Annotated in this window: 17 protein-coding genes and 1 pseudogene; all 18 read left to right on the top strand. The window is 45.2% G+C overall.

What is annotated here, in order from left to right; genetic code table 11:
* The 18 genes and pseudogenes from JUE95_RS02375 (at nt 1) to JUE95_RS02295 (ending at nt 14,353) form a co-directional block, all read left to right on the top strand.
* Nucleotides 1–276 (top strand): hypothetical protein, encoded by a 276-nt coding sequence (locus tag JUE95_RS02375; protein WP_203648915.1) that lies wholly within the window; start codon nt 1–3, stop codon nt 274–276.
* A gap of 11 nt (nt 277–287) precedes the next feature.
* Nucleotides 288–464 (top strand): hypothetical protein, encoded by a 177-nt coding sequence (locus JUE95_RS02370; protein ID WP_203648913.1) that lies wholly within the window; start codon nt 288–290, stop codon nt 462–464.
* A gap of 11 nt (nt 465–475) precedes the next feature.
* Nucleotides 476–817 (top strand): hypothetical protein, encoded by a 342-nt coding sequence (locus JUE95_RS02365; RefSeq protein ID WP_203648911.1) that lies wholly within the window; start codon nt 476–478, stop codon nt 815–817.
* 44 nt (nt 818–861) lie between these two features.
* Nucleotides 862–1,914 carry a major capsid protein gene (locus JUE95_RS02360; RefSeq protein ID WP_203648909.1) on the top strand — a complete coding sequence of 351 codons (1,053 nt, stop codon included), beginning with the start codon at nt 862–864 and terminating at the stop codon, nt 1,912–1,914.
* An 11-nt stretch (nt 1,915–1,925) separates the two neighbouring features.
* The gene (locus JUE95_RS02355; protein WP_203648907.1) at nt 1,926–2,426 is read left to right on the top strand and encodes an Ig-like domain-containing protein; all 501 of its coding nucleotides are present in this window, start codon (nt 1,926–1,928) and stop codon (nt 2,424–2,426) included.
* 11 nt (nt 2,427–2,437) lie between these two features.
* Nucleotides 2,438–2,665, top strand: a complete 228-nt coding sequence (locus JUE95_RS02350) for a hypothetical protein (protein ID WP_203648899.1) — start codon at nt 2,438–2,440, stop codon at nt 2,663–2,665.
* A gap of 15 nt (nt 2,666–2,680) precedes the next feature.
* Complete coding sequence (locus JUE95_RS02345; protein WP_203648897.1) at nt 2,681–3,022, top strand: hypothetical protein; 342 nt, start codon at nt 2,681–2,683, stop codon at nt 3,020–3,022.
* Nucleotides 3,012–3,596, top strand: a complete 585-nt coding sequence (locus tag JUE95_RS02340; RefSeq protein WP_203648895.1) for a hypothetical protein — start codon at nt 3,012–3,014, stop codon at nt 3,594–3,596. Before JUE95_RS02345 ends, JUE95_RS02340 begins: the two co-directional genes overlap by 11 nt.
* Nucleotides 3,596–3,997, top strand: coding sequence for a hypothetical protein (locus JUE95_RS02335; RefSeq protein WP_203648894.1), 402 nt, complete (start codon nt 3,596–3,598; stop codon nt 3,995–3,997). Before JUE95_RS02340 ends, JUE95_RS02335 begins: the two co-directional genes overlap by 1 nt.
* Entirely contained in the window at nt 3,997–4,485 is a 489-nt protein-coding gene (locus tag JUE95_RS02330) for a phage neck terminator protein (RefSeq protein WP_203648893.1), read from the top strand. The genes JUE95_RS02335 and JUE95_RS02330 overlap by 1 nt, the downstream gene beginning before the upstream one ends.
* Nucleotides 4,478–5,626: a hypothetical protein gene (locus tag JUE95_RS02325; protein ID WP_203648892.1), complete on the top strand. Its 1,149-nt coding sequence runs from the start codon at nt 4,478–4,480 to the stop codon at nt 5,624–5,626. The genes JUE95_RS02330 and JUE95_RS02325 overlap by 8 nt, the downstream gene beginning before the upstream one ends.
* 14 nt (nt 5,627–5,640) lie before the next feature.
* Nucleotides 5,641–6,123 (top strand): hypothetical protein, encoded by a 483-nt coding sequence (locus JUE95_RS02320; protein ID WP_203648891.1) that lies wholly within the window; start codon nt 5,641–5,643, stop codon nt 6,121–6,123.
* Between the two features lie 45 nt (nt 6,124–6,168).
* Nucleotides 6,169–6,762 (top strand): hypothetical protein, encoded by a 594-nt coding sequence (locus JUE95_RS02315; RefSeq protein WP_203648890.1) that lies wholly within the window; start codon nt 6,169–6,171, stop codon nt 6,760–6,762.
* A 136-nt stretch (nt 6,763–6,898) separates the two neighbouring features.
* Nucleotides 6,899–7,048 (top strand): hypothetical protein, encoded by a 150-nt coding sequence (locus JUE95_RS02310; RefSeq protein WP_203648889.1) that lies wholly within the window; start codon nt 6,899–6,901, stop codon nt 7,046–7,048.
* Complete coding sequence (locus JUE95_RS02305) at nt 7,026–8,114, top strand: phage tail tape measure protein (RefSeq protein WP_235995117.1); 1,089 nt, start codon at nt 7,026–7,028, stop codon at nt 8,112–8,114. The genes JUE95_RS02310 and JUE95_RS02305 overlap by 23 nt, the downstream gene beginning before the upstream one ends.
* Before the next feature lie 279 nt (nt 8,115–8,393).
* Nucleotides 8,394–8,924, top strand: a pseudogene (locus JUE95_RS12815) (phage tail tape measure protein); the annotation flags it as partial.
* On the top strand, nt 8,916–13,109 hold the full coding sequence (locus tag JUE95_RS12860; protein ID WP_308440885.1) for a phage tail tip lysozyme: 4,194 nt from the start codon (nt 8,916–8,918) through the stop codon (nt 13,107–13,109). The pseudogene JUE95_RS12815 and the gene JUE95_RS12860, both read left to right, overlap by 9 nt.
* A 29-nt stretch (nt 13,110–13,138) precedes the next feature.
* Nucleotides 13,139–14,353 (top strand): hypothetical protein, encoded by a 1,215-nt coding sequence (locus JUE95_RS02295; RefSeq protein ID WP_203648887.1) that lies wholly within the window; start codon nt 13,139–13,141, stop codon nt 14,351–14,353.

Here is a 14,353-nt window from a genome sequence, read left to right as displayed (position 1 = left end):
ATGGCAGACCAAGAATATGGTACTCAGTCAGACATTCGAGTAGCTCCTGAACTGTCGTTTTCGTTAGCTGGCACGATTGATGCAACTGGCGTAACTGCAAACAGGCGTGGTCGCAAGATCATCAAAGCGGGTACACCAGTTGTTGCTGATGGCTGGCTAGAAGATGGCACGCAGGTACTGCACGCTGTCGGGTCTACGCCTGATAATACGTCTACCGGTCCAAAGGTGGATAGCGTCACAACAACTGACACTACCGCCACAGTCACACTCGAATAGGGGGTGACGACATGGCAGAAAGTATTCAAGGCGTTTTACTGCACGACATTGACGTCACGGATGGGCCCGAAACGGTTGCAATCATGACGCAGGGCTATATCAATGCCAATCGAACCGCGAGCGATGTGCGAGCATTACTCGAAGCACAAAAGGCGAATATGCCCAAGATTCATATCATTAAACGATAGGAGGAAACCTCATGGCAATTTATGGCGTTCAATCAGACTTTCGGGTCGCACCAGAATTATCATTCGAACTGCCGGCTTATATCACTGGCACAGCAAAGCTTAAGGCTGGTACACCGGTTGGTGGTGCAACGAACTTCTTAGCTGACGAAACAGCAGAGTTATCCGCCACTGCCGATGCCACCACGCAGGGACTACTGCTCCACGAAGCCAATCCAACTGCGGATGGTGCTGACACGGTATCAGTCATGACTGCCGGTATTGTCAATATCAACCGCATGGACGCAGATGTTCAAGCACTGATCACTGACGATATCAAAGCAGCCTTACCAGATATCACATTTATTAAACGATAAAAACTAAAAGACCTTTACGGGTCTTTTTTTATTAGGAGGAAATTATGGATAACGACGAAATTTTAGATATCTATGACGCTACCACTGCTCCTCATGTGGTGAGCTTCTGGAATACTAACCAAGAATTAACCGAGCCATATCTAGGCGATGGTGTGTTATTTGCCAGCACTCGTCTGACAGATGACACGGTCAACATTGTGACTGGCTCAGATACGGTCCCTCAACTGCTTGACACCACTTCTCGTGATGCCAAGGCTGTTCCATTGACCCGTGGCACTTTAGAGACTTCATCCAAAGAAGTCCCTGGTTTCAAGAACTCAATGATCATCAACGAAAAAGATATTCGTGATTATCGTCGAGCCCAGGCTAGTGCTGATAAAGGGTTAGCAGACGTTGTGCTTAACCGGATCTATGCTGACCAAACCCGCTTACTGCAGAATGCAGCATACCGGCGTGAAGCCATGGCCATGGAAGAACTGACAACTGGTAAGTTGACGCTTGATAGCAAGAAGGTCGTTGACTTCGGTTTAAAGACTTGGCAAAAAGCTAAGGCAACTGCTGACTGGGGTGCCGATGGTTCAAACCCTTACGACGACATTTATGCCCTTCAAACTGCTGCAGCTCAAAAGACTGGAACAACTTTAGGTCGGGCAGTTATGAACCAAAAGACCTTTAACAAGTTGGTACGTAACAACACATTGAAGTCCACTTTATTGGCTAACAACGCTAATACGGCAGTGGCTTTTGTGCCCAATTCAGTAGTTACTGGTTTTCTTTTTAGCGAACTTGGCTTAACTATCCAAGTCTACAACAAGGGCTACAGTGACGGCACTGGTTTCCACACCTTCATTCCAGATGATGTGGTCAGTTTCTTGCCTAATGAAGGTCAAGTTGGTCGGATGGCTTATGCAGCTACTCCTGAAGAAGAAGAATCTACACGGCTAGAAGGCACTGTTGCCATTGCCGGTAGTGGTGTTGCCGTTCATGTTTATGACCAATCCGATCCAGTTGCACGGACAACTAAGGTTGATCAATGGGTCATGCCTGTATTAGACGTGGCCAACCAGATTGCTATCTTGAACGTTTCAGGAAAGTAGAGGTACTTTAAATGGCTGATACAAAAACATTTGATATCTATGACGATAAAGGTAACAAGATCGTCAACGCCAAACCATCACCAATTGAAATCGATGGTTTAACGGCTTCGAAGACCTACACGGGATATACCGCTAGTTATGCGGGCGCCACTGCCAAAACACCGCTTGGTGACATTGTGACTAAAGCACCTGCCAAAGTCGCAGTTACTAGCATTAAGTTAGACCAAACTGCAGTCAACGTTAAAGTTGGCGCGACGTTTAAGCTGGTTGCCACCGTTGCTCCTGCTACAGCTACTGACGCTACTTATGCCTACACAACAAGTGATGACAAGGTAGCCACAGTTGACACTGATGGCAATGGCAAAGCGATTGCTGCTGGTACAGCAACAATTACTGCAACCACGACAGATGGTGCTAAGACCGCTACGGCAACAATTACGGTGGTTGAACCAACACCAAAGGTTGATGGCGTTGAAACTACAGACACGACAGCAACTGTCACACTTGAATAGGAGGATACAACATGGCTGATACAACTGTAAAATTTGATATTTTTGACGACTCAGGTAAGAAGATTGTGGATGCACAGCCTTCACCGGTTACTATTTCTGGCTTAACTGCTGGTAAAACCTATAAAGGATACAAGGCCGCTTACGTTGGGGCAACTGCTCAAACTACTTTAGATGATTTCACGACTGCTGCAGCTACTGCTACAGCGCCTGATTCTTCAACAACTGGAACTAGCAAATAGATAAGGAGTGATTAGATGGCACAAGCAACTCATCAAACGACGCTAGCGGCCATCAAAAACTATCCCGATGCGGTTGGCTACAATGACGAAGCCATTCAACAGTCGATTAATGATACCTGGCAACAGGTTCTAGCAGATCAGTTGCCTGATAGTGTTAGTGAGCGTGGCCACCGGCTACTTGTTCTGCATGATTTACTCATGCACAGCATTGCCAGCTCAGGTGGTGTTGCAAGTGGTAGCACGAAGGATTACACCCAAACCAATTTTGATTGGTCGGATCATGATCCATATCTCATTGATTACAACCGGTTAGTCAGTCAGTTCGGACAAGGGAAGTGGTCTATCGATGTCTTTTGATAGGAAACCCGAAGTAAGGGCTGAAATCGAGAAGTTGACGCATACCCGAATTGTTGCGGGTGTTCCGTTACATGACAGCTATCTGCAAATGATTGCTGGCGTTAATGAGAACGGTGCCGTGATCACTGCTAAACGGCAATGGCTGACCATTCCAACGGCTGCAGCTGGCACGCGTAAAGCGAGTGAGATATCAGGACTGTTTAAACCGAAAGGTAAGAACATTCTGGCAGTCGACAACGGCGGTGAATTAACCGTTATGTTTATCCTCAAGAAGTCCGTTAAGATTCCGCCACGGCCGTTTATTTGGACGACTCGTGAGAAGAATCGAGCGAAATATGCGCGGATGATGCGTGAGGGTGTCATTGAAATTATCCATGGCAAGTCAACTGCTGACATTCTGCAGCACAAACTAGCCCGGACAATGACAAATGACATTCGGATCACCCTGCGCGACTTCTTTGATCCAGCTAACGCACCACTAACCGTTGAACGGAAGGGTAAAAACGATCCATTAATGGATACCGGTAAGCTGATTGGGTCAATTACGTGGACTTTCTTAGGGAGTGGTGAATGATGGCATTTCAATTTAAGAACTTCAATAACTTTCGGTGGATGTTTGACCGATTGAAACAAGACATCGAAGTTACGGTGCCAGTCAGTGACCATAAGCCAACAGCTAAAGACTTCGATAGCACTGGCACGCCTAAGAAGCAATTCAGTGACGTGCAGAAGCTTTGTGAGCCAATTGTAAAGTCTACGACCAATACCTGGACGTCACCAGGTACGGAGTTTCTGGCTGAAGGTGGTGGCACGGTGGAGGTTGCACAAATGCAATGGGTTTCCCTACACCCTGATTTTCCACGGGGTACACGGGTACATGTCATAGCTAGTAACCACGACTATGAAGTGGAAAGCTTCACCCCTGACGAAGTGGCCGGATTAACCACATATTATTTGAAAGCGGTGACTAAATAATGGCGATTTATCGAGATACGATTAGTCAGCTGATTGATGAGATTCATCAATTCCAACCGGACTGGATCATAACGAAGAGTGCAACGCCAGATGTTAGACCGTCGCTGCCATTCTTCTACTACAACATAAGGCGCGACTATGAGCGACTTACTTTCAATGATGTTGAAAGCGAGCCGTTTTCTTTTCCGTTGCAATTAACCGCTGTGGCTGAGGATCCAATCGAAGCTTCGGATTTAGCTCATGACATGCGGATGTTGCTGCAAAGCTGGGCTGTTCTAGCTGATTTAGCCAAAGTTGGAATCTCTATTCCACGGGTTGAATCGCTGGCTAACGTTGAGACCAACTTTGGTGTGAGCTATGAAACTGAATCGAAGCTGTTAGTCACGATTGTGGCTAATGACACATACGATGATGCCACCCAACCAGGCTATATCGAAGGCGTTGATATCAACGCTAAAGCCAATATCAAGGAGGAAAACAATGAGTAAAGTCAAATTATTCTATGATGTTTCATTTCGAACATTAATTAAGCAGGCAGCCACTTATGATAAGGCTGCTAATTTTTTGATCGCGATTCCAGGTACTGCTGAAGGCATCACAACCTTTGGGTCATTAGACGAAGTCGCTGAAAAATACGACGAAAGTACTGAGATATACAAACAAGCTGCAGAGTTTTTTAACCAGCTGATTCAGGATTCAGTTTATGACCAACCATTAGCAGTTGCTACCTATATTGATCAAGACCAACCAGATCCAATGGGTGTGGTTAATGACGCACCAGTGGTCAACAGCGTTACCACGACTGATACTACTGCCACGGTTGATTTGTCAGCAGCAACAGTGCCAAACGTTAACGGTTTAGTTCATATGCTGACCAACTATTTCAAGGCCGGCTGGCGTTTTGTGATGGCTCCTGAAGCTACCACGGAGCAACTTGAAGCCACTATGGACTTCTTGTACGACAACCAAGACGGTATCTTGCTTACCCAAGTCTCAACCACTGATGATGCGGACGCCTTGAAACAATACGCGACTAAGTACACTGACACGAACAAGATGCTGCCGGTCATTGTCTTAGCTGATAAAGAAGGGCAACCAACCATTGGGGGTGCCGTAGCGGTTGCCACTGATACTGTGCCGGTTAACTGGCGTCATATCGGAGGTTTACCAGGTATTGAACCAAACGACTGGACAGTTCCCGAAATTGAGCAACTGGATAACGACAATGCCATTCCAGTAGTCAACAAGGCTGGCGACTTCATGTTCCTACATGGCCGTGGTCTCGATGGTCACTATATCGATAATATCTTTGGCATTCAATACGTTTACGACTTCATGCAAGCTGGCTTGCAGAAATGGTTGGACTTGCCAGCTCAACGCTTCTTTAAGTTCAACGATGCTGGCTTGAGTCTATTGAAGGCACAAGCACAATCATTACTTGACCAGCTTGGCACCATGGGCTTCTTTGCTGAAGGTGCTGACGGTAAGCCATTAGCTTCAGTCACTGTGCCAACTCGCGCACAGGTATCGACCGCTAGTGTTGAAGCTCGTCGTACTCAAATGACAGTGAACGTCACCCTGGCCAACTTGATTGACACAATTGATGGTCAAATCAACTTCACAATTTAAGGAGGAAACTATCTATGGCAAACAAAATTCAATATGCCGCTGACAAATGGGTGTACTTAAAGGATACCCGGTTCATTCATAACTATTTGATTGTCGACGGGAACACGCATGAATTATTCGGTTTTAGTGCTACGGATGCCGTTAAGTGGAGCAAGGTTGATAACGATTTTGACCTTGATTCCGACTTCACCGGTGATCCATTAGCTCTGCAAAACCACTCAAGCAAAGGTCAGTTCACATACTCATGCAACGAAAATGGGATGTCAGCTGAATACTTTGACGCAGTTATTAACCGTCAGAAAACGTATCAACAAGGTGAAATTCCAACCGTTGGTCTGAAGATGGTTGATGAGAACAGCGGTAAGACGGTTTCATTACCATTCGCTTTCTGCCAAAAAGTACCAGATGGTCAAAAGAGTAACAGCTTTGATAATGCTGATTACCTCTTCCTTGGCTGGGGATTTGATGACTCACGTGAGTCATACGTTGATTTATAAGCTTTTCAATATTTAGAAGATACAGATTAAAGGGAGGATGCCACAATGGCTGAACAAAAAGATGTACTGGATTTAAAGCAAGTTAAACGAACGGTGGACTACAAGGATAAGGACGGAAAAAAGGTGACTAAAGAGATCACCTTGAATACCCCTAGTTATCCTGATGCACTGGATATCACTGATTTAACCCAGGGGCCTAACGGGTTCCAAGATTTCGGTGAAGCTTACGCGAAAACAATGGAAAAGGTGCTGGTTACGCCGCACTTAGACTACAAATTTATCAACGAGCAAGTTGAAAAAAACCATGATGATAAGAGTTCAATCGAGTTCACTGATAAGAACGATGAAACGGTCAAACTAGACACGATTTTTCCGAATGCTCGTGAAGCTGTCAACATTATCTTTAACTTCACTAAATCAGATGGTTCAGCCAACGTGCGCCAAGTCGTTCAAACCTTGAATGACGACGTATTCCGTGATGAAAAGGGTCAAAAATTGACCTGGGACTTCTGGCAAGAACATGGTGGCATTTTTGATGCCATTCCTAAGGTTGTTGATAACTTATCTACAGCCTTAGTCCACACCGGATTCCTAGCAATAATCGGTGAAGCATACTCCTTTCTGCAGGAACAAATCTAGATCAACTAAATATCAAAACGAAGACGGCGATCTCGACCTGCGATTAATCAAGGCAGATCCGATGTATGGCCGTCTTTTTTTTGCATCCAAAGCTAAACGTTTAGGGATTGTTGACTCCGTTAAAGACGCTCTCAACATGACCTTAGACGAATGGATTCTAGCAATGGAAGTGATGAAAGATATCGACGAAGAAACTGAGGCAATGATCCAAATCGGAGTTGCACAAGCCTTCGGTGCTGGGTCAGAAAAAGAAGGTGAAGGTAATGGCGGGCTCCCTCCAGTCTGAAGATATTAGTCTTCAAATCAAGGCGAACCTCGAGGTGTTCTCGAAAATTGATGAACAATTCGACAAGTTAAAGGCGAAAACTCGTGAAGTCAGTGAACTCACTGGAAACATGTTTTCCTCCAGCAAGTTCAGCGGTATGAGCCGTAGCCTTAATACCATTAATAATCGCTTTGACAGTAGTACCAACAACGTGAAGCAATTGCGAGGAGAGCTAACTAGCCTGCAATCAGCCTTTGACCGCAACAAGTCGCAGTTGGAGGGCTTGTCGAATGCGCAAAAGGAGTATGCGAACAGCTCGCGTACTGCAACCAGGGCAGTTCAGGCTAATCAGTCTGCAGTACAGCGCTTTAGTCGAACTCGTACGGATGATGTAACTCGTAGCTATACGAAGACAACGAGTGCATCGCAGAAGATGGGTAATGCTTCGCAACGTCTAAGCGAGACCGGTTCAAAGTTCATTCGTACTGGTCAAAGTATGGCAGTAACGTCAACAGTGATTGGCGCTGCCATGCTCAAAGGTGCCAATGATGCCGTTAAACTGCAGAACCAATATCGGGTGATCACTAACTTAGCCACTTATGGCGGTGAAAAGCAGGCTGAAGCCCAACGAAACGTCAATAAAATGCAGGCACAAGGTACGAACTACTCCGTTAAATACGGGGTTGCTCAAACTAAACTGTCTGCCGGATATGAAGAGCTAATTCGGCGTGGTTATTCAACTAATCAAGCTCTATCAACTCAGAAGACGTTCTTACAAGGTGCTTTAGCTTCAGGTGATGATTACACCGACGTTGTCCACAATGCAACGGCTGCACTGGAAGGCTTTGGTCTTAAATCCAATAACACCACGGTCATGGCTCGGAATACGAAAACTGCAGTCAACCAGATGGCATATGCCGCTGATTTGACTGCGACTAACTTCCAGGGCATGGGTGATGCACTTAGATACGTAGCGGCAACTGGTCGTTCGGCTAATCAGTCATTATCAATGACGACGTCTGCGATTGGTATTCTTAGCAACAATGGGCTTTGGAAACTGGCCTCGCAGTCAGAAATGGCAGCGTAATTAAACTCCGTTAACTCGGGGAAGACTAAATGTCATGTGACACAAGTTGATCCCGAACCAAGCTCGGCAGGAAACTCCGAGAAGGCGTAACGACTAGATAGTGTAACCTAAGCAGCACTCTCAACTGAGTGCTTTTTGTATGGCGAAATATCCACGAAGGCGGAGCACCTAAACAGTCAGGCTGTAGGTGGAAAGATAGTCTGAACTTGCAGGAAACTGTAAGAAATAGAGGATAAAGAGCCCCTATGATAACAAAATTGGGAAGACACTGTTGCTGGTACCGGTTTAAAGAAAATCATCAACGCATTTGGCTCACCAAACATGGCTAAGGGCCAGCAAGCCCAAGTTATGAATCAGTTAGGCTTGACCTCTTCAGATTTCAAACAAGCTAATGGTAAACTCAAGAACTTGGCAGATTTGATGGATATCATCAATAACAAGACCAAGAATATGGGCGACGCAGACCGGATGAACGTATTCCACAAGTTCTTTGGTACGACTGGTCAGGAATCTGCACTGATTCTAGCGAAGAACACTAATCAGTTACGGAGCTTAAACGATCAAGTTTCTAAGTCGCAGAACATGAAAGGTGGGGGCTACATTGCCCAACTTTCATCTAAGAACTTAATGTCCGCTCAGGCACAGATCAACATCTTTAAGCAGGCAGTTAATGGTCTTGGTATATCATTTGCAACGACTGTATTGCCAAACATTACCGACTTCATTAAAGGTCTCGACAAGATGCTGCTTGCTCTCAATGGTGCTTCACCAGCTACTAAGAAGTTTGTTTCCTATGCAATTATGGGGACGGCTGCTATTGCACCTTTGTCACTGGCAATTGGCGGTTTGGCTAAAGCACTAGGTTTCGCTAGAACTGCCTGGGTATTACTTTCTGGGTCCATGAGCAAAGGAGTACCAGCAGTAGCAACTAAGCCCGTTGTATCACAGACCGGAGAGTTGGCTGCTTCAACTTCTGGTGGCAGTGTAGGTTCAAGAGTAGCTCGGTACGGCAGTGCTGCCGGTGGAATTAAAGGCCAATGGGCAAACTCTAGCTTATTAGGCAAGGCCAGCACTGTTGCACTTGGCGCTGGGGTTGGCTTAGAAGCTGCTAATGCATTCAAAGATGGCGTTGACACTAAACGTGGCGGCAGTGAGCTTTGGAATGCTGGTGGTCAAGCTGTTGGTGGTGCCATTGGGTTTGCTTTAGGTGGTCCTGCTGGCGCTATGGCTGGTACCGCTATTGGCGATGCAGTTACTAAAGCAATTGATGTTCACAAGATTGTCAAAGGCCTTTCTGATGTTAAAACTGGAGAAGACCCTAATAAAACCATTAAGGACCAACAGCAAAAGCAAAGGGTCAAACTTCGTGGTAAGTATTATAAGAATTCTAGTGGAGATCTAGATACTGATGATGCGAATCAGATTCTGAATGCTAGCGGTGCTAAACCGCTGCAAAGGCAGAAGAAGACACCAAAACCAGTATTGTCTACTCGTGAAAATTGGGCAAATGCTGACAATAGGGCCGCTAAAAGTACCTTGTCATCATTAAGCGGATCGGATCAATCTTACATTAAATCTGCTGTAAAACTTGAAACCCAAGCTAACCAAGAGTGGTACACATCTGCTGATAAAACCTATGGCAAAGTTAAAGCAACCTATAAGGATTTATATGATGTTGCAAGTAGCTATGCCTCCAAACGATTAAAGACGGACAAAGCATCTTATGGCTATCTGCAAAAGCAAGGGCTGATATCATCTAGTGAATCTCTACAGGCATATCAAAAAGAGAAAACTAGTATGACCACTCGCTTAGCTAATTTGAAAAAGTCTCTGAATGATCTAGTTAGCTCTGATAAAAAGGGTGGCAAAGACCGGATTAGTGAAATTAATCGGGTCAATCGTCAAATTTTAAGTATTACTGATGCTGGGGCACAAAAGCAGAAAACTTTACAGCGGTCACTAAATAGGCAAACTTCACAGTTAACTATTGGTGGTTACCAAAAGGTAGTCGCAAGTAGTAATAAAGCCTATCGTTCGACTGTTAGTGCTGCAAAGAAAACTTATAATTCTCAAACAAGCTATGCTGACAAGAGATATGACCGAGAAGTTTCAGCTGCTAAAAAGATAAAAGGCATTAGCGAAAGTCAACGCAAAGCCATTATCGATAAGGCACAAAGTCAACGTATCGAGACCATTAATCGGGCATATAGTCAATATGTTGGTACGGTCAAATGGGCTAAAAAGCAACGAAATGCAGTGGTTGACCAAGCTCAATCACAAGCAACTGAAGTTAAGCATGCGATGAGCGGGATGTTTGATGCAATACCCGGTCAAATTGGTAACATGTTGAATCAACTTGCTTCTGTAGGGCTAAATCAACAACCAACTAGGCAAAAGAAGAATGGGCTTACCAATGACATTGCACATGGGAAGTCTACATTTAGTAAACCCAATTTAGGACCTGTTCCTATGGGAAAAGGTTCTACTAAGAAAACTTCCAGTCTACCCAAAAGCTACTTTGGCCATGCTGCTGGTGGTGCTATTCGGAAAACACAAATGGCCATGGTTGGTGAAAAAGGTACTGAACTTGCTTATAATCCACGAACTGGGCTGTTCCGTATGCTTGGTGCTAATGGGCCGACCATTGAACGGGTGCTGCCAGGTGAACAGATTCTGAATGCCAAAGATACCCGTAAAGCCTTTAGTGGCGGTATTGGAGCTGGCAAAGTTCTGCCTGGGTATGCTGATGGAACTACTAAGAAGCTACCCAAACAGGCTGTCGCAACGGGTGCGCTTGGTGGGGACAATAGCCTATCCAAGACCGCTCGCCAGACTAAGAGTTCCATGAAACAGATTTCAAAATCAGTAACTGACGGTTACTCAACTTCGACCAAGAAATCGAAGAAGTCAATATCGAATTTTGAATCCAAATCCAAGCAGAGTTGGAAGCAGATTTCTCGCGATACCAAGAAGACGACCCAGCAGATCCAGAAAAACACCACTGGTGATTTTGATGATATGCAAAAGGGTGCCCAGAAGAATATGAACCAGCTCCACTCAGGCATGAATTCAGCTGCCAAGGCGACGACTAAAGATTTTAATTCGATCTTTTCTCGATTAGGCCCGTATGCACATAGTGGCATGAGTGGTGCCATTGGTTCTTTGAACGGTGGTATTAAGGGAATTAACTCCGCTCTGTCTCAATTTGGTGGCAGTCATTCGGTTATTTCTCCGATTCATTACGCTGAAGGTTCTAAAGGTCCGATTCGTGAAGATCAGTTTGCTGTCTTAAATGATGCGCAATCTGGTCCACGACAAGAAGCAGTGGTTCGCAATAACAAGCTGATGTTCCCACAAGGTGACAATGTCTATACGCCACTGAAGAAGAACGATGAAGTGCTTAACGGTGCTCAAGTTAAAGAAATCATGGACGCCATGCCTCACTACGCCAAAGGTACCAAAGTCAATAAGACTGCTCTAAGAAAGTTAATTAGTAGCAACAGTGCTCATCCACAAAAAGCATTCGCAGCTGAATTTAGCAATAACGTTAATCGCAAGTCTGCCAAGTCACCACTTTCTGGGGGCTTAACAACCCTTGGTAAGAATGGTGCAACCGGTGTTGGTAATGCGTGGTCAGCTGCTGCTTGGAATGCATTGAGTAATGCGATGAATTCCGGTGGTTCAAGCGCCGGTGGGCCCGTCACACATAGTCCTGGTGGTGGGTGGTCCGTTTCATCTGGTTTTGGTAATCGTGGATCTGTCGGTGGTGGTTATAGCCAGCATGATGGTGTCGATTATTCAGGCAGTAGGACTGTTCATAGTATGAACACTGGTACCGTTCAACGCGTTGGCGGTCCACCCGGTGAATGGGGCGGTGCAAGAGGTATCGGTGAGTCTGTTGTCATCGGTGGCGGTGGTTTGAACTATATCTACCAAGAACTAAATGGTAAATATGGGTCTGGCGCTAAAATCTTGGTTGGCAAAGGTGATCAGGTTAAAGCTGGTCAGGCAATTGCCATCTTAGGGTCTAGTGCAACACACGTCCACGTCGGTGCTACTAAACACCCAATGTTCTCAATTGGTGGTTCGTCCACAGCTGGTTGGCTTGACCCTCGAACCATTAAAAGTTCAGCAATCAAGGTTAAAAAGGCTAAGGCTAAACAGAATTCGGCACTTGATAAGTATGTTAAGAAGCAGCTGGCTCCACAGATCAAGTGGGTCAGCAAAAACTTAACTGAAAGCGATGTTGGTGCATTCGGTTTGTCCGGTAGTATTGCAGCACGAGCTCGTACCTTGGCTGATGCAATCAAGAAAGCATACCCCTCAGCAACCAATAAGGGGATTGCCGCCGTCCTGGGAAATTGGGAATTTGAATCTGGTTTAAACCCTGGTGCAATTAATCCTGGCGGTGGTGCTTCTGGTTTAGGACAATGGCTAGGGCCTCGTAAATCAAGTCTGATTAGCTATGCTCAAAAGCACAACATGTCCTGGAAGAATGCTGGGGCTCAGGTTGATTTCGCGCTACATGGCGATGGTGCTAACAGTGCTATTTTGAAACGGATATTAAGAGGAACTGGTTCAGTCGCTTCACTGGCTAATGCCTTCAGTTCACAGTGGGAACGTGGTGGATATAATGCCCAACACGTTGCCGGCGCACGCAAAATTGAAGGCGCGTTGAAAGGCTTCAAAGATGGTGGCGAGCCACCACTCAACAAATGGAGCAAAGTCAATGAGGGTGGCAATTTTGAGCTGTTCAAGCCCAAGACTGCCGGTACAGTTGTTGACCACAAGAAGTCACAGAAGATTGTGGCTGGCGGTGGTCGTGCTACGAAGATTGAACCACATTATGACGTACACGTTGAAGTTAAGGGTGGCGATAGCGACGCCCACATTCTCAAGTTAATCAAGCAAGCATTACAAAGCCACGATCAAGAATTAGTAACTTTAGTTCGTGCTGAAGTTGGCGATGATGCTGCATACGAATTTCTCGGCTAATTCAAAGTTCGGGGTGGGAGGGATGGAATATGGCAACACCAAGTAGTAGTTTGAAATCCGCTGTAAAACATTTTTCGAACACAACTATTTCGAGCAAAATTAAGAAGTGGGATTCAGCTGTTAGTGCGTCTAATAAGCAAATTAGAACCACTCAGAGCAAAATTGATAAATATCAAGACCAGCTTGATAAAGCGAACGATGAATTAGGCAAGAAAAATGGATACAACGACGCCAAGGAGGCTTACACCCAGGTTGATAAACAACTAGCAGCCGCACAAAAGGCGTTAAGTTCAGCCAAGGATAAGTCCAAGGTTAAAACCCTGAAGACTAAAATTAAGAGCTTAACGAACCAAAAGAAAGATGCGTATAAAAACTTATTGAAAAAGTCGTCCTCTGAGAGTAAAACCCAGAAGTCAATGACTGAGGCACTGAACAAGCTTGGAACGCTGAAGAAGAATCTTGCCAAAGAGAAAGGTTCTAAAACCAGCAATGCCAGTTATGCGAGCCTTTATAAGAAAGAGCAGGAAAAGCGTAAGGCTGCCGCCTTTGCTGAACTACAGAAGAAAAATGCTGCCTCAATCATGAAACAGATCACTGCTCAGGAAGCTAGAGTGAACGCTGGTAATGCCGGTAAAACGAGTATTTATTTGACTGACAAGTCGAAAGATACCGTCTTTTTCTTTGGTGAAAAAGAACCTAGTGAGACTGATTCAAACGATGTGGATTCACATGCAGTTGATAATGGTGATCCAAGAAGTCGTTACAGCCGGCGTAATTCTAAGGAACTAACCGGGACTTACTTCTTATTTGGTAAAGATTTTGCGGATATCGATAAGAAGTTCGATGCCTTTCAGAAGTGGCAGCGATACGGATATGAGGTCACAGTTCGTGGCTTTTCTCGTTGGGGCCATGCCCAGATATCGCAGATTGTTAAAGGTACTGTCCATCAGAACGCAATTGAAGTATCTATCACGTTTGATTACGCCAAAAAAGGCGAAATTATGTTTAAACGTAAGAAGGCTAAGTCTGGCTCAAGTAAGAGCAAAAACAATAACAAAGGCCCAAAAACTAAGTCGACAGGGTCTTCGAAGAGTACCCGTAAGTACATCACAGTTAAGAGTGCCAGAGATACGATGTGGGCACTATCAGTTGCAAAGAAGGTATCGCTTAAGTCAGTTGAAAAGCTCAATCCTAAACTGGTTCCTACTCAATTGCACGTTGGCGACAAAATCTATTACTCATAG

Source organism: Secundilactobacillus yichangensis, from assembly GCF_016861565.1.
In the GTDB taxonomy this organism is placed as follows: Bacteria; Bacillota; Bacilli; order Lactobacillales; family Lactobacillaceae; genus Secundilactobacillus; species Secundilactobacillus yichangensis.
The sequence above is the reverse complement of the archived record's forward strand: the minus strand, read 5'-3'. Positions and strand labels throughout refer to the sequence as shown.

Coding starts and splice junctions, on each gene's coding strand:
- JUE95_RS02375 (WP_203648915.1), top strand. CDS start 1: ATGGCAGACCAAGAATATGGTACTCAGTCAGACATTCGAGTAGCTCCT.
- JUE95_RS02370 (WP_203648913.1), top strand. CDS start 288: ATGGCAGAAAGTATTCAAGGCGTTTTACTGCACGACATTGACGTCACG.
- JUE95_RS02365 (WP_203648911.1), top strand. CDS start 476: ATGGCAATTTATGGCGTTCAATCAGACTTTCGGGTCGCACCAGAATTA.
- JUE95_RS02360 (WP_203648909.1), top strand. CDS start 862: ATGGATAACGACGAAATTTTAGATATCTATGACGCTACCACTGCTCCT.
- JUE95_RS02355 (WP_203648907.1), top strand. CDS start 1,926: ATGGCTGATACAAAAACATTTGATATCTATGACGATAAAGGTAACAAG.
- JUE95_RS02350 (WP_203648899.1), top strand. CDS start 2,438: ATGGCTGATACAACTGTAAAATTTGATATTTTTGACGACTCAGGTAAG.
- JUE95_RS02345 (WP_203648897.1), top strand. CDS start 2,681: ATGGCACAAGCAACTCATCAAACGACGCTAGCGGCCATCAAAAACTAT.
- JUE95_RS02340 (WP_203648895.1), top strand. CDS start 3,012: ATGTCTTTTGATAGGAAACCCGAAGTAAGGGCTGAAATCGAGAAGTTG.
- JUE95_RS02335 (WP_203648894.1), top strand. CDS start 3,596: ATGGCATTTCAATTTAAGAACTTCAATAACTTTCGGTGGATGTTTGAC.
- JUE95_RS02330 (WP_203648893.1), top strand. CDS start 3,997: ATGGCGATTTATCGAGATACGATTAGTCAGCTGATTGATGAGATTCAT.
- JUE95_RS02325 (WP_203648892.1), top strand. CDS start 4,478: ATGAGTAAAGTCAAATTATTCTATGATGTTTCATTTCGAACATTAATT.
- JUE95_RS02320 (WP_203648891.1), top strand. CDS start 5,641: ATGGCAAACAAAATTCAATATGCCGCTGACAAATGGGTGTACTTAAAG.
- JUE95_RS02315 (WP_203648890.1), top strand. CDS start 6,169: ATGGCTGAACAAAAAGATGTACTGGATTTAAAGCAAGTTAAACGAACG.
- JUE95_RS02310 (WP_203648889.1), top strand. CDS start 6,899: ATGACCTTAGACGAATGGATTCTAGCAATGGAAGTGATGAAAGATATC.
- JUE95_RS02305 (WP_235995117.1), top strand. CDS start 7,026: ATGGCGGGCTCCCTCCAGTCTGAAGATATTAGTCTTCAAATCAAGGCG.
- JUE95_RS12860 (WP_308440885.1), top strand. CDS start 8,916: ATGGGGACGGCTGCTATTGCACCTTTGTCACTGGCAATTGGCGGTTTG.
- JUE95_RS02295 (WP_203648887.1), top strand. CDS start 13,139: ATGGCAACACCAAGTAGTAGTTTGAAATCCGCTGTAAAACATTTTTCG.